Source organism: Deltaproteobacteria bacterium (genome assembly GCA_016875395.1).
Lineage (GTDB): Bacteria > Myxococcota_A > UBA9160 > UBA9160 > UBA6930 > VGRF01.
The window spans coordinates 35904-59294 of sequence record VGRF01000013.1; the positions used below are offsets into that span (position 1 = coordinate 35904).

At 70.5% G+C, this 23391-nt stretch carries 18 protein-coding genes and 1 tRNA gene; 10 read left to right on the forward strand and 9 right to left on the reverse strand.

Annotated features, from left to right (window positions below):
• Positions 1 to 21: 21 nt before the first annotated feature.
• The 3 genes from gspE to FJ091_11725 are packed head-to-tail and all read right to left on the reverse strand — an operon-like array spanning position 22 to position 5161.
• Entirely contained in the window at positions 22 to 1758 is a 1737-nt protein-coding gene (gene gspE, locus FJ091_11715; protein ID MBM4384025.1) for a type II secretion system ATPase GspE, read from the reverse strand.
• Positions 1755 to 4226 (reverse strand): type II secretion system secretin GspD, encoded by a 2472-nt coding sequence (gene gspD, locus FJ091_11720; protein MBM4384026.1) that lies wholly within the window; start codon positions 4224 to 4226, stop codon positions 1755 to 1757. Before gspD ends, gspE begins: the two co-directional genes overlap by 4 nt.
• A gap of 38 nt (positions 4227 to 4264) precedes the next feature.
• Positions 4265 to 5161, reverse strand: a complete 897-nt coding sequence (locus FJ091_11725; protein ID MBM4384027.1) for a PDZ domain-containing protein — start codon at positions 5159 to 5161, stop codon at positions 4265 to 4267.
• A 414-nt stretch (positions 5162 to 5575) separates the two neighbouring features.
• Between FJ091_11725 and dnaK the strand changes: the two genes are divergently transcribed.
• The 8 genes from dnaK to FJ091_11765 all read left to right on the forward strand — a co-directional run bounded on the left by dnaK (position 5576) and on the right by FJ091_11765 (position 15337).
• On the forward strand, positions 5576 to 7486 hold the full coding sequence (gene dnaK / locus FJ091_11730) for a molecular chaperone DnaK (protein ID MBM4384028.1): 1911 nt from the start codon (positions 5576 to 5578) through the stop codon (positions 7484 to 7486).
• Between the two features lie 70 nt (positions 7487 to 7556).
• Positions 7557 to 9920, forward strand: a complete 2364-nt coding sequence (gene lon / locus FJ091_11735; protein MBM4384029.1) for an endopeptidase La — start codon at positions 7557 to 7559, stop codon at positions 9918 to 9920.
• 32 nt (positions 9921 to 9952) lie between these two features.
• A complete protein-coding gene (locus tag FJ091_11740) occupies positions 9953 to 10759 on the forward strand; it encodes an OmpA family protein (protein MBM4384030.1) in 807 nt (268 codons plus the stop codon).
• Complete coding sequence (locus tag FJ091_11745; protein MBM4384031.1) at positions 10756 to 12069, forward strand: DUF4147 domain-containing protein; 1314 nt, start codon at positions 10756 to 10758, stop codon at positions 12067 to 12069. Before FJ091_11740 ends, FJ091_11745 begins: the two co-directional genes overlap by 4 nt.
• Before the next feature lie 12 nt (positions 12070 to 12081).
• Positions 12082 to 13428: an AarF/ABC1/UbiB kinase family protein gene (locus FJ091_11750; protein MBM4384032.1), complete on the forward strand. Its 1347-nt coding sequence runs from the start codon at positions 12082 to 12084 to the stop codon at positions 13426 to 13428.
• Between the two features lie 25 nt (positions 13429 to 13453).
• A complete protein-coding gene (locus FJ091_11755) occupies positions 13454 to 13933 on the forward strand; it encodes a flavin reductase family protein (GenBank protein MBM4384033.1) in 480 nt (159 codons plus the stop codon).
• A 4-nt stretch (positions 13934 to 13937) separates the two neighbouring features.
• On the forward strand, positions 13938 to 14564 hold the full coding sequence (locus FJ091_11760; protein ID MBM4384034.1) for a DsbA family protein: 627 nt from the start codon (positions 13938 to 13940) through the stop codon (positions 14562 to 14564).
• Positions 14561 to 15337, forward strand: a complete 777-nt coding sequence (locus FJ091_11765) for a glucose 1-dehydrogenase (GenBank protein MBM4384035.1) — start codon at positions 14561 to 14563, stop codon at positions 15335 to 15337. The genes FJ091_11760 and FJ091_11765 overlap by 4 nt, the downstream gene beginning before the upstream one ends.
• A 320-nt stretch (positions 15338 to 15657) precedes the next feature.
• Here the strand turns inward: FJ091_11765 and FJ091_11770 are convergent, their stop codons facing one another.
• The 6 genes from FJ091_11770 to gap form a co-directional block, all read right to left on the reverse strand.
• Complete coding sequence (locus tag FJ091_11770; protein MBM4384036.1) at positions 15658 to 15858, reverse strand: hypothetical protein; 201 nt, start codon at positions 15856 to 15858, stop codon at positions 15658 to 15660.
• A gap of 149 nt (positions 15859 to 16007) precedes the next feature.
• A tRNA-Leu gene (locus FJ091_11775) sits at positions 16008 to 16094 on the reverse strand.
• Between the two features lie 45 nt (positions 16095 to 16139).
• Complete coding sequence (gene secG / locus FJ091_11780) at positions 16140 to 16571, reverse strand: preprotein translocase subunit SecG (GenBank protein ID MBM4384037.1); 432 nt, start codon at positions 16569 to 16571, stop codon at positions 16140 to 16142.
• A complete protein-coding gene (locus tag FJ091_11785; protein MBM4384038.1) occupies positions 16568 to 17329 on the reverse strand; it encodes a triose-phosphate isomerase in 762 nt (253 codons plus the stop codon). The genes secG and FJ091_11785 overlap by 4 nt, the downstream gene beginning before the upstream one ends.
• Positions 17326 to 18516: a phosphoglycerate kinase gene (locus FJ091_11790; GenBank protein MBM4384039.1), complete on the reverse strand. Its 1191-nt coding sequence runs from the start codon at positions 18514 to 18516 to the stop codon at positions 17326 to 17328. Before FJ091_11790 ends, FJ091_11785 begins: the two co-directional genes overlap by 4 nt.
• 114 nt (positions 18517 to 18630) lie before the next feature.
• On the reverse strand, positions 18631 to 19626 hold the full coding sequence (gene gap, locus FJ091_11795; protein MBM4384040.1) for a type I glyceraldehyde-3-phosphate dehydrogenase: 996 nt from the start codon (positions 19624 to 19626) through the stop codon (positions 18631 to 18633).
• Positions 19627 to 19870: 244 nt separating this feature from the next.
• Between gap and FJ091_11800 the strand changes: the two genes are divergently transcribed.
• The gene (locus FJ091_11800) at positions 19871 to 22315 is read left to right on the forward strand and encodes a penicillin acylase family protein (protein ID MBM4384041.1); all 2445 of its coding nucleotides are present in this window, start codon (positions 19871 to 19873) and stop codon (positions 22313 to 22315) included.
• Positions 22315 to 23373, forward strand: a complete 1059-nt coding sequence (locus FJ091_11805; protein ID MBM4384042.1) for a DNA polymerase IV — start codon at positions 22315 to 22317, stop codon at positions 23371 to 23373. The genes FJ091_11800 and FJ091_11805 overlap by 1 nt, the downstream gene beginning before the upstream one ends.
• Positions 23374 to 23391 lie beyond the last annotated feature (18 nt).

The window sequence follows — 23391 nt, forward strand, 5'->3', positions numbered from 1 at the left end:
TGATTAGGCCGCGCGCAGGGGTCACACCTGCGCGAGGACTCCCTCTTCTTCGGTTGCGCGCAGCACTTCGTCGATGGAGGTGACGCCGTCCAGCACCTTGCGTGCGCCGTCGATGCGCAGCGGCTGCATGCCGTGCTCGACGGCGACCTTCTTGATCGTCTTGGCGTCGGTCGACTGTGTGACGTGCGCACGAATCGCGTCGTCGATGATCATCAGCTCGAAGATGCCGACGCGGCCGTGGTAGCCGGTCTGATGGCAGTGCGCGCAGCCGACCGCCTTGTACGCGGTGACGGGGCGCGTCGCGCGCACGCCGATCTCGGCGAGCGACTCGGCGGTGGGCGTGTACGGCTCGCGGCAGTGCGTGCACAGCACGCGCACGAGGCGCTGCGCGAGCACCGCGACGAGCGACGACGCCACGAGGTACGGCTCGACGCCCATGTCGACCAGGCGCGTGATCGAGCTGGGTGCGTCGTTGGTGTGCAGCGTGGAGAACACGAGGTGGCCCGTGAGCGAGGCCTGAATCGCGATCTCGGCGGTCTCGAGATCGCGAATCTCGCCCACCAGCACGATGTTCGGGTTTTGGCGCAGCACCGCGCGCAGCGCGTTCGCGAAAGTGAGGCCGACCTTGTTGTTGACCTCGATCTGGCCGACGCCCGGCAGCTGAATCTCGACGGGATCGTCGATCGTGATGATCGCGCGGTCGTCCGTGTTCACGCGCGCGAGTGCGCCGTAGAGCGTCGTGGTCTTGCCCGAGCCGGTCGGGCCCGTGACGAGCACGATCCCGTTGGGCCGCTTGATCAGCTTCTCCCACACCGCGAGTTGCTTCTCGCTGAAGCCGAGGCGCCCGAGGTCGAGCATCTCGGAGGTGCGCGGCAAGAGGCGCAGCACGACGCGCTCGCCGTGCGTGACGGGCACCGTGCTGAGGCGCACGTCGTAGTCGCGCCCCGCGATCTTGAGGCGGATGCGGCCGTCCTGCGGGATGCGCTTCTCGGCGATGTCGACGCCGCCGAGGATCTTGATGCGCGACACGATCGACGGCATCAGCGCCTTCGGCAGCGCGCTGACCGGCTCGTACAGCACGTTGTCGCAGCGGAAGCGCACGCGCAGCGCGCGCTCGAACGGCTCGATGTGGATGTCGCTCGCGCGCTCCTTCACGGCCTGCTGCAAGAGCGAGTCGACGAGACGCACGATCGGCGCGTCGTCCTCGGACTCGAGCAGGTCCTGCGGCTCGGCGGCGAGCTCGCTCGCGACGGCGGCGAAGTCTTCGTGCGCTTCGTCGACGATCGCGTCGATCGAGCCGGTGCCGCGGTCGTAGACCTGGTTGATCGTGGCGAGCACTTTGCTCTTGGGCGCGAGCTCGGCCTCGACCTCGGCGCCGTCGAAGAGCAGGCGCAGATCGTCGAGCGAACCCGTGTCGAAGGGGTCGGAGATGGCGACGCGCACGCCGGTTTCGGTGCGCGCGAGCGGCACGAGCCAGTGCGCCTTCGCGAACGCGATCGGGACGCGGGCGACCAGCTCGCTGTCGACCTCGCTCGCGCGCAGCTCGGCGTGCACGCCCATGCCGAACTGCGCCCCTAACACCTGCAGCACCTCGTCCTCGCGCAGGTGCCCGAGCTCGAGGATCGCGTCGGTGAGGCGGCCGCCTTTCTCGCGCTGGTGGCGCGCCGCCTCCTCGAGCTGCTCGAGGCGCAGCCGCGTCGAGCGCAGCAGCGTCTCGCGCAGCGCGAGCCGCTCGCCGCCCGTGCCGGCGGCGCTCACGGCGCGTTCTCGCGCACGAGCATCACCTTCGGCGAGAGCTCGAACGGCTCGGCGAGCGCGGCGGCCTTGTCCTCGGCGGCGTCGACGTCGTCGAAGGGCCCAACGTAGATCTCGTAGAGCACCGTGCCGGACTTGCCTTCCGTTCGCAGCGTGCCGTCGTGCCCGGCGTCGATCAGCTGCTGCAGCTTCGACATCGCCGCGACTTCGTCACCGTAGGTGGCGGCGAGCACTTCGTAGCGCGTGCTCGGCTTCGCCCCGTTCGCCGCATCCATGCCCTCCGCAGCCGCGCGTTCTTCGCGCGACTTCGCGTCCAGCTCGCTCAGCTGCTCGACGGGGTAGGCCTCGCGGTGCGAGCGCAGCGCGCTTCGCACCGGATTCGAGCCTGAGTAGTCCGGCACGGGCTTGCCTTGCCGAGTGGCCTCCTCCGCGAGCCGGTCCGCTTCCTTCCGCTCGCGTCGCGAGAGCTGGAGGTTGTCTTCCGAGCTCTGCCAGAACTCCTCGCGCTTGCGGATCGTTTCGCCGGCGTGGTCGCCGTGAGTTCGGATGATGTGCGGCGTGAGGAAGATCAGCAGGTTCGTCTTGACGATGTCATCGCTCGTCGACTTGAAGAGCCAACCGAGCAGCGGGATGTCGCCGAGCCACGGGACCTTGCTCTCGTCCTGCGTGTTGGTCTCGTCGATCAGGCCGCCGATCACGACCGTCTCGCCGTCTGAGACCACCACCGAGTTCTCGACCTTGCGGTTCGTGAGCGTTGGGCCGACTTCGTTTTCGATCGTGGCGCTGCCGAACTGCGAAGAGGTGACGCCTGTGATCTCCTGGAACAGCTTGAGCCGAAGCGTCTCGCCCTCCGAGATCTGCGGCGTCACGCGCAGGGTCACGCCGATGTCGAGGCGCTCGACGTTCACGCTCGAAGCGAGGCCGGGATTGCTCTGGCCCTGCGCCGACTCGATGCGGCTCGTGATGATCGGGATGTTCGAGCCGACCTTGATCTCGGCCTGCTCGTTGTCGAGCGTCAGGATGTGAGGCGCCGACAGCACGTTGGTGCCGGTCGTCTTCGCGCTCGCCGTGAGCAGCGCCTGGATCACGGTCTTGCCCGTCTCGATCTGGGCGCCGCCCGCGAACGACTTGCCCGCTGCGGCTGCGAGGAGCTGCGAGAGGTTTCCCGCGGTTCCGATGTTGCCGCCGGAGAGCGAGCCGACGCCGAAGCTGTCGTTGCCATCGGTGATCGTCGCGAGGCCGCTGAAGCCGAGGTCGATGCCATCGCTCACGTCGACCTCGAGGATCAGCGCCTCGACCAGCACCTGAGGGCGCGGCGTGTCGAGCTTCGCGATCACCTCGGAGAGCGCGTTGAAGCCTTCGACGCTGCCCTGGATCACGAGCGAGTTCGTGGGCGGATCGGGCGTGACCGAGAGGCCGCCTTCCGCGAGCTCGGTGACCGCGGCGCGCAAGGGGGCTCCGATCGCCGCGCCCCCGGCGATCGCGACGCCGCCGCCGCTCGGAGCCGCGCTCGCGCCGCCGAGCAGCGTGTTCAGCGTGGTGCCGAGCTCCTCGGCATCGGCGTGCTTGAGGCGGTACACGTGAATGCGGCCACCGCCTTCGGCCTTCACGTCGAGCCGCGCGATCGCCTCCTTGATCTCCGCGGTCTTCTGCCGCGAGGAGAGAATCAGCAGCGAGTTCGTGCGCGCGTCGGTGATGATGCGAACGCTCGCGCCGGGGCCCGCGTCGCCGGGCTGCTGCGGAATGCCGGGCTGGGGCTGAAGGGCGCGGCGCTGGCGTGCGCTCGCCGGCAAGCCGACCCCGCCGCCGGGTGTCGAGACTTCGGCGAAGAAAATCTCGGAGAGCTGCTGCGCGAGGGTCGTCGCGTCGGCGTGCTTCAGGTGCACGACCGTCAGCTCTTCCTTGTACGTCTCGATGTCGATGTCGCGCAGGATGTCGAGAATGCGCCGGATGTTGGTGCCGCTGTCGGTGAGGATGATCGTGTTGGTCGGCGGGTAGGCGACCATCGAGGCGTCTTTGGAGACGAGCGGCTTCAGCGTGTTCGAGATTTGCTCGGCGTCGATGTACCGCAGCGGGATCAGGCGCGTGATGAAGCGGTCGCTGCTCGGCGTGGTGCCGCGCACCGTCTCGACGTTCGTCTCCTTCGCCTCGCGCAGCGGGATCACCTTGATCGCGCCGCCGGGCGCCGCGACGGTCGTGAAGCCCTTCACCTGCAGCACGGACTGAAAGACCTCGTAGGCCTCGTCGATCGTCACGCAGGTCGGCGAGACGATCGTGACGCGCCCGCGCACGCGGTCGTCGTAGATGAAGTTCTTGCCGGTGAAGTTCGACATCGCGTCGACGACTTCGTTGATCTCGCGGTCGGGGAAGTTCAGCTGGACCTTGCCGGGCGGGCACTCCTCCTGCGCGAGCGCGGGCGCACAGAAGGCGAGGGCGAGGAGCGCCGCGAGCGCGCGCGTCGGCGTGAGCATGGTCGTGATTCCTCTTCGCACTGCGTTTCCCCGCGCGTTCATTGAGCGACGTACTCGAGCTGGCGCACCGCGCCGTCGCGCCCCGTGACCGTGACGTTGAGCTGCCCGCCCTGCGCGAACTCCTGCAGCAGTCGTTGGCTGTCTTCCGGCGTCGCGACTGTGACGCGGTTCACTTCCGTGACCGTGTCGCCGTCCTGAATCCCCGCTTGCGCGAAAATGCTGCCCGGGCGGATCGCGTTCAGCTGCACGCCGACCATCTTGCCTTGGTCGTAGCGGGGCAGAATCCGCGCCTGCGAGAACAGCGCCGCGGGGTTCGCCGCGGCCGCTTCCATCTGCCCGCGCTCGACCGCGAAGCGGTTCTCCGCGAGCCGCTGCACCGCGCTGTTCACGGCGCGCCCGCGCGCCTGCACGGGCGGCGCGCTGCTACGCGCCGCGCGCGCGACTCCGCCCGCCGCGCAGGCCGCGAGCGTGTCGAGCCGTAGCTCCTCGCGCCGGCCCTGGTTCAGCACGACCACGCGGCAGCGCTCGACGCGCTGGAGGGTCACGCTCGAGAACTGGCAGTCGCGGCACAGCTCCTGGTTCACACGCGCGACGAGGTGCTTGCGGCTCGCTTGGTCCTCGAACACGGCCCACGACTGGTCGCCCGCGGCGAGCGTGGCGCGCAGCTCGAGCGGAAGGCGCGTCTGCTCGTACTGCTCCGAGGCCGTGACTTCGGCCGGCGCGAGCGTCGAGGCGTTGAACAGGTTGCGATCGATGATCTGCGCGATCTCGGACCACGGCCGCGCCTGTGGCGGCGGCGCCGGCGCCTTCGCTCCGGCGGTGTCGATCGGCGGAGCCACGATCGCCGCCACGACCTGCGAGACCGCCCAGCCCAGACACACCACCGCAGCGATCGCGAGCAGCACGTTGGTGGCAGTGATCCAGGGGCGCTTCATGCGGGCTCTCGGCGGGGACGACGCGGGCCGCGAGGCCCAAGCAGTGCGTGGAAGCCGGGCACTATACCCGTGGAAAGCGCAGCCAAACCGTGCATCTGCGTGCGCTTCCGCGGACTTTGCCTGCGCTCTGCGGTCGCCATCCACGCCCCCACGAATCCCGATCCGAACCCGATCGGGGTCGCTTCGTTTTCCGAGCCGCGGCCTCGCGTTGGGGGATCGCTTGCCGCGCGCTGAGCCTCATCGGCGGCACGCTTCGGGGGATGGAGCGCTGATTCGACTCGCTGGGCACGACCCCGAGGACGGAGTCCGCACTCTTTCGCAGGTGGGCCGCGAGCTTCCGCGGGCTTTTTCTTTGACACGCCGCGCTCGCGCCCAAGCCTTCGATGAATCGAACCACTGGAGGGCGCCAGAGCCATGGCGGAAGGCAAGATCATCGGCATCGACCTCGGCACCACGAATTCGTGCGTGGCCGTGATGGAAGGCGGGCAGCCCGTCGTCATCACGAACGAGGAGGGCGGGCGGACGACCCCGTCCGTCGTGGGCTTCACGGACGACGGCGAGCGCCTCGTCGGCGCGGTCGCGAAGCGTCAGGCCGTCACCAACCCGAAGCGCACGGTCTACTCGATCAAGCGCTTCATGGGCCGGCGCGTGGCCGAGGTGCCCGAAGAGATTCGCCTCGTGCCGTACAAGGTCGCGCAGGGCAAGGAAGGCACGGCTGCGGTCGACATCGACGGGCGCTCGTTCAGCCCGCCCGAGATCAGCGCGATGATCCTGCAGAAGCTGAAGAAGGCGGCGGAGGACTACCTCGGCACGACCGTGACCGGAGCCGTCATCACGGTGCCCGCGTACTTCAACGACGCGCAGCGCCAGGCCACGAAGGACGCCGGCAAGATCGCCGGCCTCGACGTGAAGCGGATCATCAACGAGCCCACGGCCGCGGCGCTCGCCTACGGCATGGACAAGAAGAAGGACGAGAAGATCGCCGTCTACGACTTCGGCGGCGGCACCTTCGACATCTCGATCCTCGAAGTGGGCGAGAACGTGGTCGAGGTGAAGTCGACCAACGGCGACACGCACCTCGGCGGCGACAACCTCGATCAGCGCGTGATCGAGTTCCTGGTCGCCGAGTTCAAGAAGGACCAGGGCATCGACCTCACCAAGGACGTGATGGCGATGCAGCGGCTCCGCGAGGCCGCGGAGAAGGCGAAGATCGAGCTCAGCACTTCGCAGAGCACGGACGTGAACCTGCCGTACATCACGGCGGATCAGTCCGGCCCGAAGCACCTGAACATCAAGCTCTCGCGCGCGAAGTTCGAGCAGCTGATCGAGGATCTCGTCGAGAAGAGCCTCGGCCCGTGCAAGCAGGCACTCTCGGACGCGGGTCTCAGCGCGAGCGAGATCGACGAGGTCGTGCTCGTGGGCGGCTCGACGCGCGTGCCGCTCGTGCAGAAGCGCGTGAAGGATCTGTTCGGCAAGGAGCCCAACCGCAGCGTGAACCCCGACGAGGTCGTTGCGCTCGGCGCCGCCGTGCAGGGCGGCGTGCTCGCGGGTGACGTGAAGGACGTGCTGCTGCTCGACGTGACGCCGCTCTCGCTCGGCATCGAGACGCTCGGCGGCGTGATGACGAAGCTGATCGAACGCAACACCACGATCCCGACGCGGCGCAGCCAAGTGTTCTCGACGGCGGCCGACAATCAGCCGCAGGTGGAGATCCGCGTGCTGCAGGGCGAGCGCGAGATGGCCGCCGCCAACCGCGAGATCGGCAAGTTCGTGCTCGACGGCATTCCGCCGGCGCCGCGCGGCATGCCGCAGATCGAAGTCAGCTTCGACATCGACGTGAACGGCATCCTCGCCGTCTCCGCCAAGGATAAGGCCTCGAACAAGGAGCAGTCGATCAAGATCGAAGGCTCCGGCGGCCTCGCGAAGGGCGAGATCGAGCGCATGGTGCGCGACGCCGAGGCGCACGCGAGCGAAGACAAGGCGCGCCGCGAGGCGATCGAGAAGAAGAATCAGCTCGACTCGCTGATCTATCAGGCGGACAAGACGCTCAAGGAGAACGGCGAAAAGGTCGGGGCCGACCTGAAGAAGGAAGCCGAGGACGCGATCACGGCGGGCCGCGCCGACCTCGAGAGCGAAGACGCCGCGCGCATGGACGCCGCGAAGCAGAAGATCGAGGCCGCGATGCACAAGGTCGCCGAGGTGCTCTACAAGGCGCAGGCCGCCGAGGGCGCTCAGCCCGGCGGCGCGCAGGCGAGCGGCGGCGAGAAGAAGGGTGGCGACGACGTGATCGACGCCGAGTACACGGAGGAGAAGGGCGCCAACTAGCGGAGGCTGGGCCCAACAAATCATCGTGACGGAAGAAGAAGCGAGCGGAGGCGACGAGCAGCGCGAGGTCGTGAAGCCGGCGGAGGCGCCGTCACTCACGCAGGCTGCCCTGCCGGAGACGCTGCCGGTTCTCCCGCTGAAGAACACGGTGATCTTCCCGCACCTGCTCGCGCCGCTGCTGGTGAACACCGATCGCAGCCGCAAGCTGATCGACGCGGTGATGACGAGCGCCGACCGCTACTTGCTGAGCGTGTCCGTGCGCGGCCCGGTCGAGGGCAGCCCCGCCGAGGACGACCTTCACCGCATCGGCACGGTGCTGCGCGTTGCGAAGATGCTGCGCTTCCCCGATGGCTCGTATCGCCTGCTCGTGCAGGGCATCGCGCGCGCGCGCATCGAGGAGTTCACGCAGCGCGAGGAGTTCTTCCGCGGGCGCATCGCAGTGCTCGCGGATCACGGCGACGCCGGCTCGGTGGAGGCGCTCGCGCTCGCGCGCGACGTGCGCGACGGCTTCGTCTCGCTGGTGGCCGAGCACCCGAAGCTGAGCAACGAGCTGCAGGTGCTCGCGATGAACGTCGAGGAGCCCGGGCGCCTCGCGGATCTCGTCGCGTCGAACTTCGAGCTCGACATCGCGGCGAAGCAGGTGTTCCTCGAGGACCTCGACGTGGTGGCGCGCCTGCGCCGCGCGCGCGCCGAGGTGAATCGCGCGAGCGAGGAGCTGAAGGTCGCGAGCGAGATTCGCGAAAAGGTGCAGTCCGAGATGGGCCGCACGCAGCGCGAGTACATGCTGCGCCAGCAGCTCGATCAGATCCGCAAGGAGCTGGGGGAAGCGGAGGACGAAGAGGAAGAGGCCGCCGGACTGCGCCGCAAGATCGAAGCGGCGGGCCTGCCCGCCGAGGCGAAGGAGCAGGCGCTGCGCGAGCTGGAGCGCCTCGAGCAGACTCCGACTGCTAGCGCCGAGCACGGCGTGATCCGCAACTACCTCGACTGGATCGCGGATCTGCCGTGGAGCAAGACCAGCGAGGACCGCCTCGACGTCGCCGCTGCACGCCGCGTGCTCGACGAGGATCACTACGGGCTCGAGAAGGTGAAGGACCGCATCGTCGAGTACATCGCGGTGCTGTCGCTGAAGCGCGATCTGCGCGGCCCGATCCTGTGCTTCATGGGCCCGCCCGGCACGGGCAAGACCTCGCTCGGCAAGTCGATCGCGCGCGCGCTCGGCCGCTCGTTCGAGCGCATCTCGCTCGGCGGCGTGCGCGACGAGGCGGAGATTCGCGGGCACCGCCGCACGTACGTGGGCGCGCTGCCCGGGCGCATCGTGCAGGGCATGCGCCGCGCGGGCACGCGCAATCCCGTGTTCCTGCTCGACGAGATCGACAAAGTGGGCGCCGATTTCAGCGGCGATCCGTCGTCGGCGCTGCTCGAAGTGCTCGACCCGGAGCAGAACGCCACGTTCAGCGACCACTATCTCGAAGTTCCGTTCGATCTCTCGAGCGTGCTGTTCATCGCGACCGCGAATCAAGCCGACCCGATTCACCCCGCGCTGCGCGACCGCATGGAGATCATCGAGCTGCCCGGATACACCGAGGAGGACAAGCTCGAGATCGCGAAGCGCTTCCTCGTGCCGCGTCAGCTCGCAGCGAACGGGCTCACCAGCGCGAACTTCGCGATCGACGACTCGGCGCTGCGCGGGATCGTGCGGCGCTACACGCGCGAGGCGGGTGTGCGCAATCTCGAGCGCGAGATCGGCGCCGTGTGCCGCAAGATCGCGCGGCGCGTCGCCGAGGGCGGGCTGTGCGACGAGCCCGCACAGATTCGCGACGAGGACTTGCCCGAGCTGCTCGGGCCGGTGCGCTTCGAGCCGGAGCTCGCAGAGCGCGCGGGCCGCGCCGGCGTCGCGGTCGGGCTCGCGTACACGCCTGCGGGCGGCGACATCCTGTTCATCGAGAGCACGCACATGCCGGGGAAGGGCGGGCTGAAGCTCACCGGCTCGCTCGGCGACGTGATGCGCGAGTCGACCGAGGCGGCGCGCACGTGGCTGCGCAGCCACGCGAGTGATTACGGGATCGAGCCCGCGTCGTTCGAGTCGCGCGATCTGCACGTGCACGTGCCGCAGGGCGCCGTGCCGAAGGACGGCCCGAGCGCGGGTGTGGCGATGGTCACGTCGCTCGCCTCGCTGCTGACGGGCCGCGCGCCGGCGGCGGACGTCGCGATGACGGGCGAGATCACGCTGCGCGGGAAGGTGCTGCCGGTCGGCGGGATCAAGGAGAAGGTGCTCGCCGCGAAGCGCGCGGGCATCACGCGCGTGGTGCTGCCCGAGAAGAACCGGCGCGACGTCGAGGAGATCGCGGCGCCTCTCCTCGAAGGCCTGCGCTTCGAGTACGTTGCGCGCATCGAAGAAGCCCTCGCGCACATTCTCGAGCCGGCCCGGACCTAACAAGGGCGAGTCTCGAGCGGAGACGCCCCGTGATGACTGCCCGCCACGCTCTCGCCGCACTCGCCCTCGCGCCGCTGCTCGGCTGCGTCGGCATGGACACGCACAGCGCCGTCGTCGAGGAGCGCGATCTCTTGAAGACGCGCGCGGCGCAGCTCGAGCAGAGCAACGAGAACCTCGACAACGAGCGCGTCGCGCTGATCGAGCAGCTGGAGGTGCTGCGCCAGAACAAGGAGTCCCTCGACGCGAGCGTGGCCGAGCTGGCGGCGCGCAAGGAAGAGCTCGAGATCGACCTCGCGAAGACGTCGAAGGCGCTCGCGGAGCGCACGCACGAGGTGGACGAGCTGCGCTCGACCTACGACGGGCTCGTGCAGGATCTGCAGAGCGAGGTGGCTGCGGGCCGCGTGCAGATCGAGCAGATGCGCGACGGTCTGCACGTGAAGCTCGCCCAGGAGATTCTGTTCGCGTCGGGCTCCGCGGATCTCTCGCGCGAGGGGCAAGGCGTGCTCAAGAAAGTCGCGGGCCGGCTCGTCGACATCGAGCACCAGATCGAGGTCGCGGGCCACACCGACAACGTGCAGATCAGCGGGCCGCTCGCGCAGCGTTACCCGACGAACTGGGAGCTGGCTGGCGCGCGCGCCGCAATCGTGGTGCGCCTGCTCGTGAAGCAGGGCGTACCCGCGGAGCGGCTCGTGGCTGCGTCGTTCGGCGAGACGAAGCCGATCGAGTCGAACAAGACCGCGGAAGGCCGCGCGCACAATCGCCGCATCGACATTCGCTTGATCCCGCTCGAGAAAAAGGCTCCCGCGCCGGCGGAGCCGGAAGACGCACCCGCCGCGTGAGCGGCGACGCGGCCCGCGCGCTGCTCCGCGAGCTGTTCGACGCCGCGCTCGCGGCGGTCGCGCCGGGAACCGCGGTCGCACGCGTGATCGAGCACGGTCCGCACTCGCTGCGCGTCGCGGGTCGCGAGCTCGCGCCCGAGCACTGCTGCGTGCTCGCGGCCGGCAAGGCCTCGCTCGCGATGGCGCGCGCCTGGCACGCGCAGGCCGGGCCGCCGCGCGTGGGTCTCGCAGTCCCGCGCGAGGCGAGCGAGCTGCCGGCCCCGTGGCGCGTGATCGCGGGGGCGCATCCGCTCCCGAACGAGGCGAGCGCGCTCGCCGGCCGCGCCGCACTCGAGCTCGCCGCCAGCACGCGCGCGGACGAGACCCTCGTGGTGCTGCTCTCGGGCGGGGCGTCCGCGCTGCTCAGTGCGCCGCTCCCCGGTCTCGCGCTGGCGGACTTGATCGCGACGACGCAGCTGCTGCTGCGCAGCGGCGCCGAGATCGGCGAGCTGAACTGCGTGCGCAAGCACCTCACCGCCGCGAGCGGCGGACGCATCGCCGCGGCGACGCGCGCGCGCGAGGTGATCGTGCTCGCGATCTCCGACGTGATCGGCGACGACCTCGCCACGATCGGCTCCGGACCGTGCGCGCCGGATCCCACGACGTTCGCGGACGCGACCTCGGTGCTGCGTGAGCGGGGGGTCTGGGATGCGGCGCCGCCGAGCGTTCGGCTGCATCTCGAGCGTGGCGCGCGCGGCGAAGTGCCCGAGTCGCCGAAGCCAGGCGACGCGACGTTCGCGCGCGTACACCACCACATCCTGGCGTCGAATCGTGACGCGCTCGCGGCAGCCGAGGTCCGCGCCCGCGCGCGTGGAACCGAGGTGCGCCGCGAGAGCGAGCCGCTTCGCGGCGAGGCGCGCGCTGTCGGTGCGGCGATTGCCCGCCGTGCGCTCGCCCTGCGCGGCGCGCAGCCGCAGTTGTTACTGGCGGGCGGCGAGACGACCGTCACCGTGCGCGGCGCAGGCCGCGGCGGCCGCTGCCAAGAGCTCGCGCTCGGCGCAGCGCTCGCGCTCGACGGCGCCCGCGGCGTGACGCTGCTCGCGGCGGGCACCGATGGCAGCGATGGCCCGACCGATGCGGCGGGTGCGTTCGCGGACGGCGGAACCGTCGCGCGCGGTCGCGCCGCCGGTGTCGAAGCGCGAGGCGCGCTCGCGCGCAACGACGCGTACGACTTCTTCGCGCGGGAAGGCGGTCTCTTTCGCACGGGCGCGACCGGCACGAACGCGCTCGACATCGTCCTCGCGCTCGTGGAACCCGACTCGGGAGCTTAAGCTCGCGCGCCCATGTCGGAAGCCCGCTCCCCCGCGCTGCACACGCGCGCTCTCCGCTTCGCCGTGCTGCTCGGGCTCGTCGCGCAGGCCGCGTGGATCTACGCGCGCTACTGGGTCGACGACCGTGGCGTCTTGCGCGCGCGCGATGGCGCGATCGCGGACGCGATGCGCCGCTTCGCGGTGCGCTTCGTGCGCATCGCCGTCGCGTACAAGGGCGGTCTGATCAAGCTCGGCCAAGTCGCGAGCCTGCGCGTCGACGTGCTGCCCGAAGAGGTGAGCGCGGAGCTCGCGAAGCTGCAGGATCGCGTGGACGCGCATCCGCTCGCCGAGATCCGCGAGCAGATCGAGCGCGAGCTCGGCGGCAAGCTCGAGCAGCACTTCGCGTCGTTCTCGGAGCATGCGATCGCCGCGGCGAGCCTCGGGCAAGTGCACGAGGCGCGCCTCCCGAGCGGGGAGCGCGTGGCGGTGAAGGTGCTCTACCCGGGCGTGCACAAGTCCGTCGCGGTCGATCTCGCGGCGGCGCGCGTCGGTCTCTGGCTGTTCGACTTCGTGACCGTCGCCGATCTCGATCAGGTCTACGCGCAGGTGCGCGACTCCATCCGCGGCGAGATGGATTACGTGGCCGAGGGGCGCGCCGCGGAAGAGGTCGCGCGCAATCTCGCGGCGGACCCCGAGCTCGCGAAGCGCACGCGCGTGCCGCGCATCCATTGGCAGACGACGCGCCGCCGCGTGCTCACGATGGAGTTCGTGGAGGGCGTGAAGATCAACGACCGCGCGGCGCTCGCAGCGCGCGGCGTCGACCTGCGCGAGGTGGCGACGTGGACTGCGCGCGCGTTCCTTCATCAGATGTTTCGCGACGGGTTCTTCCACTGCGATCCGCACCCGGGCAACCTCGTCGTCGACGACGAGGGCCGCATCGGCATCCTCGATTTCGGCATGCACCAGCGGCTCGACCCTCGCGTGCTCGCGATGCTGCGCGAGAACCTGCTCGCGACGATCGCCCGCGATCCCGTGCGCTACGCGCGCGCGTTCTTGAACGCGGGAATGATCCGCGGCGACGATCTCGCGACGGTGGAGGAGATCGGGCGCATCTCGTTCGACCCGAAGTACTTCAATCTCACGCCGAAGGAGCTCGCGCAGATCGACGTGGGCGCCTACGTGCTGCGCATGCGCGCGCAGATGAAGAAGGTGCGCAGCTTCCAGATCCCGGCTGGCCTCGTGCTGTGGGCGCGCGGGTTCAGCTTGTTATTGGGACTCGCTTCCGAGCTGGCGCCGGGCGTGCGGCCGATGGACGTCGTCGGCCCCTACGTGATCCGTTTCCTCGGAGCACCCCCCGCGAAGGCTGCGCGGGCTGGATAGAATCGGCGCCTTCGAGGAGACCGCGATGCCGATCAGCGCCGACGAGTTCAAGACCGCCCTCGGTCTGCGCGCGAGCGGCGTGTCGATCGTGACGTCGCGCGCGGGCGACGAGATCCACGGCATGACGATGACGGACTTCGCCGGCGTCTCGCTGAGCCCGCCGCTCGCGCTGATCTGCGCGGACAAGAACGCGAACACGCTGAAGGTGATCCAAAAGGGCGGCAACTTCGCGATCAACCTGCTCGCGCGCGGGCAGGACGCGCTCAGTAACAAGTTCGCGTCGAAGAAGGAGGAGTGGACGCGCTTCCAAGGCCTCGCCTGCGCCAGCGCGGTCACCGGGGCGCCGCTGATCCCCGGCGCCCTCGCGAGCCTCGACTGCGTCGTGACCGCGCAGCACGACGCGGGCGACCACGTCGTCGTGGTCGGCCAGATCGAGGCCGTCGTGCGCGGCGGCGGCGCCGAGCCGCTGCTCTACTTCGGCGGCGCCTACAAGGCGCTGGTCTGACGTCGTGGCGAGAGTCCAGCTCGAAGTCTTCTCGGACTTCTTGTGCCCGTGGTGCCACCTCGCGGCGCATCGCATGAAGCTGCTCGAGGCCGAGTTCGGCGACGCGATCGAGCTCAGTTGGCGCGCCTACTTGTTACGGCCGTACGCCGAGGAGGGGCGCGACCTGCACAAGTTCGTGCGGTACACGCAGGGTTGGCTGCGGCCCGCCGCGGAGCCCGATGCGCCGCGCTTCCGCGTGTGGGAGACCACGGAGGGCCCGCCGACGCACAGCATTCCCGCCCACGTCGCCGCGAAGGCAGCGCGTGCGCAGAGCGCCGACGCGGGGCGCGCGATGCACGAGCGTCTGCTGCGCGCCTACTTCGAGGAGAACCGCGACATCAGCCGCGAGCCCGTGCTGCGCGAGCTGTGGCGCGACGTGGGCCTCGCGGACGACACCTTCGCCACTTGCTACGACCAGAACCTCGCGCGCCGCGTGGTCGACGATCACAACGAGGCCGTCGAGCTCGGCATGACCGGCGTGCCGGCGGTGCGCATCGCGGGCACGGACGCGTTCGTGATGGGCGCGCAACCGCTCGACGTCTATCGGCGCTGGGTGACGAAGCTGATCGCGCGGGAAGAGCAGGGCGCGTGAAGGATCCGGCGCAGCAGTTTCGCCTCGACGGCAAGGTCGCGGTCGTCACGGGCGCGTCGTCCGGCATGGGCGTCGCATTCGCGCACGGCCTCGCCGCCGCGGGCGCGCGGGTCGTGATCGCGGCGCGCCGCGAGGAGCGCCTCCACGAAGTCGCCGCCGCGATTCGCGCGCAGAGCGGCGATGCGTTGGTCGTGCGCTGCGACGTCGCGCGCGAGAGCGACATCGACGCGCTCGTCGCCGCGACGCTCGGGGCGTTCGGCGCTTGCGACGTGCTCGTGAACAACGCGGGCTTCACCACGATCGTGCCCGCGGAGACGCAGTCGCTCGCGGACTGGCGCGCGCACATCGACGTGATGCTCAGCGGCTCGTTCTTGACCGCGCAGCGCTTCGGCCGCCACATGCTCGCCGCCGGTCGCGGCAGCATCGTCAACGTCGCGTCGATGCTCGGCGTGGTGGGCTCCGGCCAAGTCCGGCAAGCCGCCTACGCCGCGGCGAAGGGCGGGCAGGTGAACCTCACGCGCGAGCTCGCCGCCCAGTGGGCGCGCCGCGGGGTGCGCGTCAACGCGCTCGCGCCCGGCTGGTTCCCCACCGAGATGACCGACGACATGTTCCACGACGAGCGCTCGATGAAGTGGCTCCGCAATCGCACGCCGATGGGCCGCGGCGGCAAGCTCGACGAGCTCGTCGGCCCACTCCTTTTCCTCGCCAGCGACGCCTCCTCCTTCGTCACCGGCCAAGTCCTCGTCGTCGACGGCGGCTGGACCATCGTCTGAAGACGGCGCAAGCGCCCAACAACCTCGACGCCTCGCAACTGCCAGACTGGCTGCGCAGAGGAAACACCTGACGCGCCAAGAAGACGTCAGAAAATCCTCGCTGACGAACGCTCCGACCCTGCGCGTCGGCCGAGACCGCAAGCGAAGCGCGCAGCGAGCCGCAGGCGAGCGAAGTCAACCGGGAAGATTCGCCGACGCGCACCCGAGCCTGACCGAACCCCGATGCATCGGTGCGCGTCGGCGAAACGCGCACCTCGCTGAAACGACGAAGCCGCCCGATGCCAACGGCATCGGGCGGCTTCGCATGTACCGCTCGCGCGCTACTTCTTCTTTCTCTTCGGCTTGATCTTCGCGAGCACCGAGTCGCGCCAGCGCGAGGCGGCGGTGCGGGCCTGACCCTTCCCGCCGTGGAGCCGGATGGCGAAGAACTTCTGATACTTCTTGCCGCCGCGCTGGATGTTCACGTACCAGCCCTTGGTGTCGCTCGTCTCGATCCAATACACGTTGGGAAGATTCTGCATGGTTTCCTCGGGCGCGGGCGCCGCGACTTCGTTCGCCGTTCGACGGGGCCCCTCGTTACGGCCGGCTCGCGCTCTTGAGCCCCGAGCCGCCAGCGGCGCAGCCGCTAGGGATCGGGACGGGGTGATTAGGGATTGGGTTCGGGAATGCCTGGTGCGGCAGAGAGGATTCGAACCTCCACGAGATTGCTCCCGCCAGCCCCTCAAGCTGGTGCGTCTGCCAGTTTCGCCACTGCCGCACGCAAAAGTCAATCTAACTGAAGTCATCAGGTGCGAAAACAGATTTATTGAGGTGGCGCGCTCGCGTCCGCGTCGCTGTTCGCACTCGCGGCGGGGTTTTCTTCGGGCGTCGCGTCCGCTCGCGCCGGCGCCTCGCTCATCACTTCGACGAAGTCGTTCGCGGGCGCGGGAGCAGCGCCAGCCGCGGCCGACGGTGTCGTCGACGCCGCCGCGGGCGGCGGCGTGTCGTAGACGCTGCTGCGCTCGGCGCTGAGCGCGACGTATGCGAGATAGAAGCTCGTCGCCATGAAGACCGCCGCCGACGCGGTCGTGAGCTTCGTGAGGAAGTTCCCGGCGCCGCGGCTGCCGAAGAGCGTCGATGCGGCGCTGCCGCCGAAGACTGCGCCGATCTCGGCACCCTTCCCGCGCTGTAACAACACGACGAAGATCAGCACGATGCACGCGACCGCGTGCAGGATCGTCACGAAAATGGTCATGCCACCCCTCCCGCCGCACGCACGATCGCGGCGAAGCTCTTCGCTTCGAGACTCGCGCCGCCGACCAGCGCGCCATCGATGTCCGGCTGAGCCATTAGGTCCGCCGTGTTGTCGGGTTTGACCGAGCCTCCGTAGAGGATTCGAATCTCGCCCGCGCCCGCGCCGAAGAGCTGTGCGAGCTCGCGGCGCAGCGCAGCGTGGACCTCCTGCGCGATCGCGGGCGTGGCCGTGCGCCCGGTCCCGATGGCCCAGACTGGCTCGTAGGCGACCACGACCTCGGCCGCACGCTCGCGGGCCACGCCCGCGAGGCTCTCCCGCAGCTGCGCGCCAACCACCGCGAGCGTCTGGCCCGCCTCGCGCTCCGCGAGCGATTCGCCCACGCACACGATCGGTCGGACGTTCTTTGCGAGCAGCGCGTTCGTCTTCTGCGCCACGAACGCGCTCGACTCTCCGAAAAGCGCGCGCCGCTCGCTGTGGCCGACGATGCCGTACGTGCAGCCGGCATCGACGAGCATCCCCGGCGAGATCTCGCCCGTGAAGGCGCCTTGCTCGTTCGGGTTCACGTTCTGCGCTGCGAGCGCGACGTTCGAGCCCGCCAGCGCGCGGCCGAGCGCCGCCAGCGCGACGAAGCTCGGCGCCACCGCGATCTCGGCGCGCGCGCCCGCCGCGAGCGGCACGAGCTCGCGCGCGAAGGCCTCCGCCTCGGTGAGCGTCTTGTGCATCTTCCAGTTCGCAGCGATGAGAGGCCTGCGCGTCATCGTTTTCCCTCCAGCGCCGCGACGCCGGGCAGCACGAGGCCCTGCACGAACTCGAGCGAGGCGCCGCCGCCGGTGGAGAGGTGACCGATCCGGTCGCCGAGCGCGAGCTTGTTGATGGCCGCGAGCGAGTCGCCCCCGCCGACGACGCTGTGTGCGCTCGACGCGGCGACTGCTTTCGCCACCGCCTCGGTGCCCTTCGCGAAGGCGTCCATTTCGAACACCCCCATCGGTCCGTTCCAGAAGATCGTGCGAGCGCGGGCTGCTTCGGCGGCGTAGAGCGCCGCGCTGCGCGGTCCGATGTCGAGGCCCATCCAGCCCTCGGGAATCGTGTCGACGACCCTCGCGGGCGAGGCCGCGTCGAGCTTCTCGGCCACGACGTGATCGACGGGCAGCAACAACTTGCGCCCCGCCTTCTCGGCGGCGGCCAGCACGCGTCTCGCGTCCAGGGCGCGATCCGCCTCGACCAGCGACGTGCCGGTCGGCTGCCCGAGCGCGCGCAGGAACGTGTATGCCATCGCGCCGCCGATCGCGAGCACGTCCGCGTGCGGCGCGAGCGCCTCGAGGACCGCGAGCTTGTCGCTCACCTTGGCGCCGCCGAGGAAGCAGAGCAGGGGGCGCGCCGGCTCGCGAACGACCTGCAGGTGCTTCACCTCGTCGCGTAACAAGTCGCCCGCCGCGGCGCGCTTCACGAACGGCACGATGCCCGCGGTCGAGGCGTGCGCGCGGTGTGCGGTGCCGAACGCGTCGTTCACGTAGTCGTCCGCGAGGTCCGCGAGCGCACGCGCGAAGCCCGCGTCGTTCTTCTCCTCGCGCGGGTCGAAGCGCAGATTCTCGAGCACGACGACTTCGCCGTCGCCGAGCTTGCCGACCGCGGCGGCGGCGTCGGCGCCGATCGTCGCGGGACAGAACGCGACGGCGCGGCCCAACAGCTCGGCGAGCCTCGCGGCGACCGGAGCCAGCGAGAGCTCCGGCGTGACGCCTTTGGGGCGCCCGAGGTGCGACGTCAGCACGACGCGCGCGCCGCCGGCGAGGAGGCGGCGCAGCGTGCCGAGCGAGGCGCGGATGCGCGTGTCGTCGCCGATCGCGCCCTTCTTCAGCGGCACGTTGAGATCGGCGCGCACGAACACGCGCCGACCGCGCACGCCGCCGGGTGCGGCGAGCAGGTAGTCGAGAGTTGTTACGGGCATGGGGCGCGAGCTCTCACCCTTGGGTGTTGCGTTCCGCGGAGGTCACCGTTCGATCTCCGCTCGACTCCGAGGACTCCGCCTCGCCGCGCGCCTCACGAAGCGCGCGGGCTTGCCTCAGCGACCCATCAGCACGCACAGGTCCGCGACGCGCGTCGCGTAGCCCATCTCGTTGTCGTACCAGGCCAGCACCTTCGCAAAGGTGCCGTCGATGACCTTGGTCGACTCGGCGTCGAAGATCGAGGAGTGCTGGTTGCCGGTGAAGTCGATCGAGACGAGCGGCTCGTCGCAGTACTGCAGGATGCCCTTCAGCGGGCCGTCCGCGGCGGCCTTGATCGCCGCGTTGATCTCCGCGGCGCTCGTCGCCTTCTTCAGCGTCACGGTGAGGTCGACCGCCGAGACGTCGGGGGTCGGCACGCGCATCGCGTAGCCGTCGAGCTTGCCCTTGAGCTCGGGCAGCACGAGGCCGATCGCCTTCGCAGCGCCGGTGCTGGTCGGGATCATCGACATCGCCGCGGCGCGCGCGCGGCGCAGGTCCTTGTGCGGCGTGTCCACGATCGCCTGATCGTTCGTGTACGCGTGCACCGTGATCATCAGGCCCTTCTCGATGCCGAAGGTGTCGTTCAGCACTTTCGCGACGGGCGCGAGGCAGTTCGTCGTGCACGACGCGTTCGAGACGACCTTGTGCTTGGCCGGGTCGTAGCTCCTGTCGTTGACGCCGATCACGAACGTGGCGTCTTCGCCGCTCGCGGGCGCGCTGATGATCACGCGCTCGGCGCCGCCGGCGATGTGCGCCTCGGCCTTCTCCTTCGCGGTGAACAGGCCCGTCGACTCCACCACAATCTTCGCGCCGACGCTCTTCCACGGAATCTTCGCCGGGTCGCGCTCGGCGAACACCGGGATCTTCTTGCCGTTCACCACGAGCGCGTTGCCATCGGCCGCGACGTCGCCCTTGAAGCGGCCGTGCACCGAGTCGTACTTGAGGAGGTGCGCGAGGGTCTTGGCGTCGACCAAGTCGTTCACGCCCACGATCTCGATGTCGCGCGTCTGCATGGCGCGGAAGGCGTTGCGTCCGATGCGACCGAATCCATTGATGCCGACCTTGACTGCCATCGCTCGATGCTCCTGTGATGTCCGTTGAAAGGATGCGGCGTGAGTGCCCATGCCAACCGCTCGGGAAACGCGGAATTGCGGGCCTCGGGCGCGCGCTCGCGAGAGCCGCGCGGGCCGTCGCAAAAGCGGGGGCACTTTAACGACGACAGTGGCTGCCGCGAGGGTCGGGGCCCGAGGCAATTCGCGCCTTTCTGCTCTTCTCCTGCCGGTGTCGCCTTCCGATACTGACCCGCGAGGAGGGGGCGTGGCGGACGCTTCAGGCATGCCCGGGGCCGGCTGGTCGACGCGCGCGCGCTTCACGGCGCTGATCGTCGCCGTCGCGCTCGGGCTCGCGGGGATCACGTTGTGGCGAGAGACCCGGCGCGAGCGGCGCAGCGCGCACCCGCCCGCGACCGGAACGCTCGCGACGACAGGCCTCAGCGCGCGGCTCGAGATCGTGCGCGACAAGCGCGGCGTGCCCCACGTGCGCGCCGCTAGCGAGCGCGACGCGTGGTTCGGGCTCGGGTACGCGCACGCGCAGGATCGGCTCGGCCAACTCGCGTGGCAGCGACGCCTCGCGCTGGGAACGAGCGCCGAGGTGATCGGCGAGGACGGCTTCGCGAGCGACGTGCTCGCGCGCACACTCGATTTCGCGGGCCTCGCTGCGCGCGACCTCGCGAGCGCGCGGCCCGCTTCCCGCGCTGCGCTCGAGGCGTATGCCGCCGGCGTCAACGCGTGGATCGCGCAGCTGCGAGACGAAGTGGCGGCGCCACCGCTCGGCCTCGCGGAGCCCCTCGACTCGCTCGAGGCGTGGGCGCCGGTGCACTCGCTCGCGATCGCGAAGCAGCACGCGTTTGCGCTCGCGGATCCGATCGCGGAGATCCTTGTGCTCGAGCAGGTCGTCCGGTCATTAGGCGCCGGGCCCGCGCGCGGGCTGTTCCCGGACGGCGTCGGAACCGCCGCCGGCGCGGCGCCGGCTCGCCGCGCTGCGCGCTTCGATGCGAGCGCAGTACGGCGCCTCGCAGCGGCGCGGCGCGCACTCGGTCTCGCGGGTGAGTCGGTCGGCAGCGCGGGCTTCATCGTGGCGGGCGAGAGCGCGCGGCGCGGGCGTGCGCTGCTCGGCGCTGACCTGCACTTCGCGCCAACCGCGCCTGCGCGGATGTACGAGGCGCACGTGCGAGGGGGCGCGCTCGAAGTCGCGGGGGCGACGCTGCCCGGCGTGCCCGGCGTCTGGGCGGGCTTCAATCCCGACGTGGCGTGGGCGCTCGTGCACACGCCGGCCGTCGTCGTCGACTTGTTCGAGGAGACGCTCTACGCGAAGGATCCCAATCGTTTCTTCGACGCGGGCAAGTGGCGCGAGCTGAAGCATCGCGAGGAGCGCATCCGCGTGCGCGGCGCCGAAGAACGCGTGCTCGAGGTGCGCGCGACCAGCCGCGGGCCGCTCATCGACGCGCTCTTTCCCGAGGTCGGCCGGCCGCTCGCGGTTCGCTTCGCGGGTCAACTCGGCGGCGGCGTCGACGCGTTGTTGGGGCTGGCGCACGCGCGCGACATCGCGGGCGCACGCGAAGCGCTGCGCGCGCACGTGGAGCCCGTCGTGGCGGCGCTGCTCGTCGACGCGCGCGGTGCGGGGCTCGTGCAGCTCGCGGGCGCGATTCCGCGGCGCGCGTACCCGAGCGGCCTCCAGCCCGTGCCCGCGTCGAACGCGGCCTACGACTGGAGCTCGCGCCTCGCGCTCGACGAGCTGCCTGTGGATTCGCTCGCCGCGGGCACGCCGTGGCTGATCGCCGCCGATGCGCCGCTGGCCGGAGGCGCGAGCCGCATCGAGTACTTGTGGCGCCCCGGCGCGCGCGATGCGCAGCTGCGCGCGCGGCTCGGCGAGCTCACCCGCGCGGGGCGCCCCGGTCTCGCGCAGCTCGTCGCGCTGCAGAGCGACACCGGCTCGCAGCTCGCGCTGCGCACCGTCGCATCGATGCTCGCGCTGACCGCTGATGCGAGCGCGCTCGGCAGCCGCGAGCGCGAGCTGCTCGACTTGTTACGGGAGTGGGACGGCGCGAGCGGCGAGGCGAGTCGCGCTGCAGCCGCCTTCCACGTGCTGAGCTCCCGCACGCTGCCCGCGCTGCTCGAGCCCGCGCTCGGCGCCGAGCTCGCGCGCGCCTACCTCGCGCTGCCGCGCGTCCCGGCGCACGCGCTGCTCTCGGATGCGCTCGCGAGCGCCGCGACCGGCGGCGACGAGAATGCGCCCTGGACCTCGCCGGAGCTCGCGCGCTCGGCGCTGCTGCGCGCACTGCGCGAGACCTCGCTCGCGCTTGGCGCCGAGCTCGGCGCGAACCCCGCGCAGTGGACGTGGGGGCGCCTGCACGGCGTGCGCTTCGCGCCGCTCTGGCCGGGCGCATTCGCCGAGCGCGATCCCGCGCTCGGGCCGTTCGCGGTCGGCGGTGCGAGCGACGCGATCTCGGCTTCGGAGTTCGCGCTCGCGCAGGGCGACTTCGACGCGCGCGTGATCGCGAGCTATCGGCTGCTCGTGGACGCGGGCAATCTCGATCAAGCGCTCACGGCCTTCGCGCCGGGGCAGTCCGAGCACGCGGGTCATCCGCATGCGTTCGACGCGGTGGAGCGCTGGCGCCAAGGCAAGCCGAGTCTGTTGTCGACGAGCGACCCGGTGATCGAGGACGGCCCGGTGCAGGCGCTGCAGCTGGAGCCCGCGCGCTGATGCTGATCTACGCCGAGGTGCCGGGCTTCTATGCGGAGTTTGAGCGCGCGGCGGATCCCGCGCTGGCCGGGCGACCCGTGATAGTCGGAGGCGATGCGCGCAAGCGCGGCGCGGTGCAGGCGGCGACGGCGGACGCGCGCGCGTCTGGCGTCGCGGAAGGAATGCTCGTGCTCGAGGCGCTCGAGCGCTGCCCGCGCGCGCGCGCGTTCGTGACGAACATGCGCCGCTATCGCGAGGCTGGCGCGGAGCTGCGCACGCAGTTCCGGCGCGCCACCGATCGCGTGGAGCCGGCGGGCGTCGCGGCCGCGTACCTCGACGTGTCCGCGCGCAGCGAGCCGCCGAGCGAAATCGCGGCGCGTCTTCGCGATGCGGTGCGCGATGAGCTTGGGCTGCCGCTCCGCGTCGGCATCTCGGGCGTGAAGTTCCTGGCCAAGCTCGCCGCGGAGACGCTCGACCGCGAAGGCGTCTTCGAGATCGCGCCCGATGCGGCGCGCGCCTTCCTCGACCCGCTTCCGGTGGGGCGGCTGCCGGGCGTCGGGCCGAAGACCGAGGCGACCTTCGCCGAGCTCGGCGTCGCGACCGCGGGCGACCTCGTGCGGGTCGACCGGCGCTGGCTCGAAGAGCGGCTCGGGAACCACGGCCTCGCGATTCTCTCCTACGCCCAGGGCCGGGATCCCGCTGGGCTTCGGGCCGCGCCGCACCCGCGCAGCGTGAGCCAAGAGGCGACGTTCCCTGCGCCCGAGACCGATCGCGCCGCCCTCGAGGAGAGGCTTGCGAGCCTCGCGACGCGGCTCGAAGAGGCGCTCGCCCGCGAGCGGCTCGCCGCGAAGCGCGTGGCCGTGAAGATTCGGTACGCGGACGACGAGGTCGTCACGCGGAGTCACACCGTCGTGCACGCCCTCAGCAGCGCACGCGAGCTGCTCGCCCAGGCCGCGCCGCTGCTGAACCGCACCCAGGTTGGGACGCGCGCCGTCCGCGGCCTCGCGCTGGTCGCGGGCGAGCTCACGCGCGCGCGCCGCGACGACCGCCAGCTCGATCTGTTCGGGCGTCGTCTCTAGGCCTTCGCCCCTCAAGGG

Bases quoted from the DNA above. Each gene is read 5' to 3' on its own strand.
- gspD (MBM4384026.1), bottom strand. From the start codon at position 4,226: ATGCTCACGCCGACGCGCGCGCTCGCGGCGCTCCTCGCCCTCGCCTTC.
- FJ091_11725 (MBM4384027.1), bottom strand. From the start codon at position 5,161: ATGAAGCGCCCCTGGATCACTGCCACCAACGTGCTGCTCGCGATCGCT.
- dnaK (MBM4384028.1), top strand. From the start codon at position 5,576: ATGGCGGAAGGCAAGATCATCGGCATCGACCTCGGCACCACGAATTCG.
- FJ091_11740 (MBM4384030.1), top strand. From the start codon at position 9,953: ATGACTGCCCGCCACGCTCTCGCCGCACTCGCCCTCGCGCCGCTGCTC.
- FJ091_11750 (MBM4384032.1), top strand. From the start codon at position 12,082: ATGTCGGAAGCCCGCTCCCCCGCGCTGCACACGCGCGCTCTCCGCTTC.
- FJ091_11755 (MBM4384033.1), top strand. From the start codon at position 13,454: ATGCCGATCAGCGCCGACGAGTTCAAGACCGCCCTCGGTCTGCGCGCG.
- FJ091_11770 (MBM4384036.1), bottom strand. From the start codon at position 15,858: ATGCAGAATCTTCCCAACGTGTATTGGATCGAGACGAGCGACACCAAG.
- secG (MBM4384037.1), bottom strand. From the start codon at position 16,571: ATGACCATTTTCGTGACGATCCTGCACGCGGTCGCGTGCATCGTGCTG.
- FJ091_11785 (MBM4384038.1), bottom strand. From the start codon at position 17,329: ATGACGCGCAGGCCTCTCATCGCTGCGAACTGGAAGATGCACAAGACG.
- FJ091_11790 (MBM4384039.1), bottom strand. From the start codon at position 18,516: ATGCCCGTAACAACTCTCGACTACCTGCTCGCCGCACCCGGCGGCGTG.
- gap (MBM4384040.1), bottom strand. From the start codon at position 19,626: ATGGCAGTCAAGGTCGGCATCAATGGATTCGGTCGCATCGGACGCAAC.
- FJ091_11805 (MBM4384042.1), top strand. From the start codon at position 22,315: ATGCTGATCTACGCCGAGGTGCCGGGCTTCTATGCGGAGTTTGAGCGC.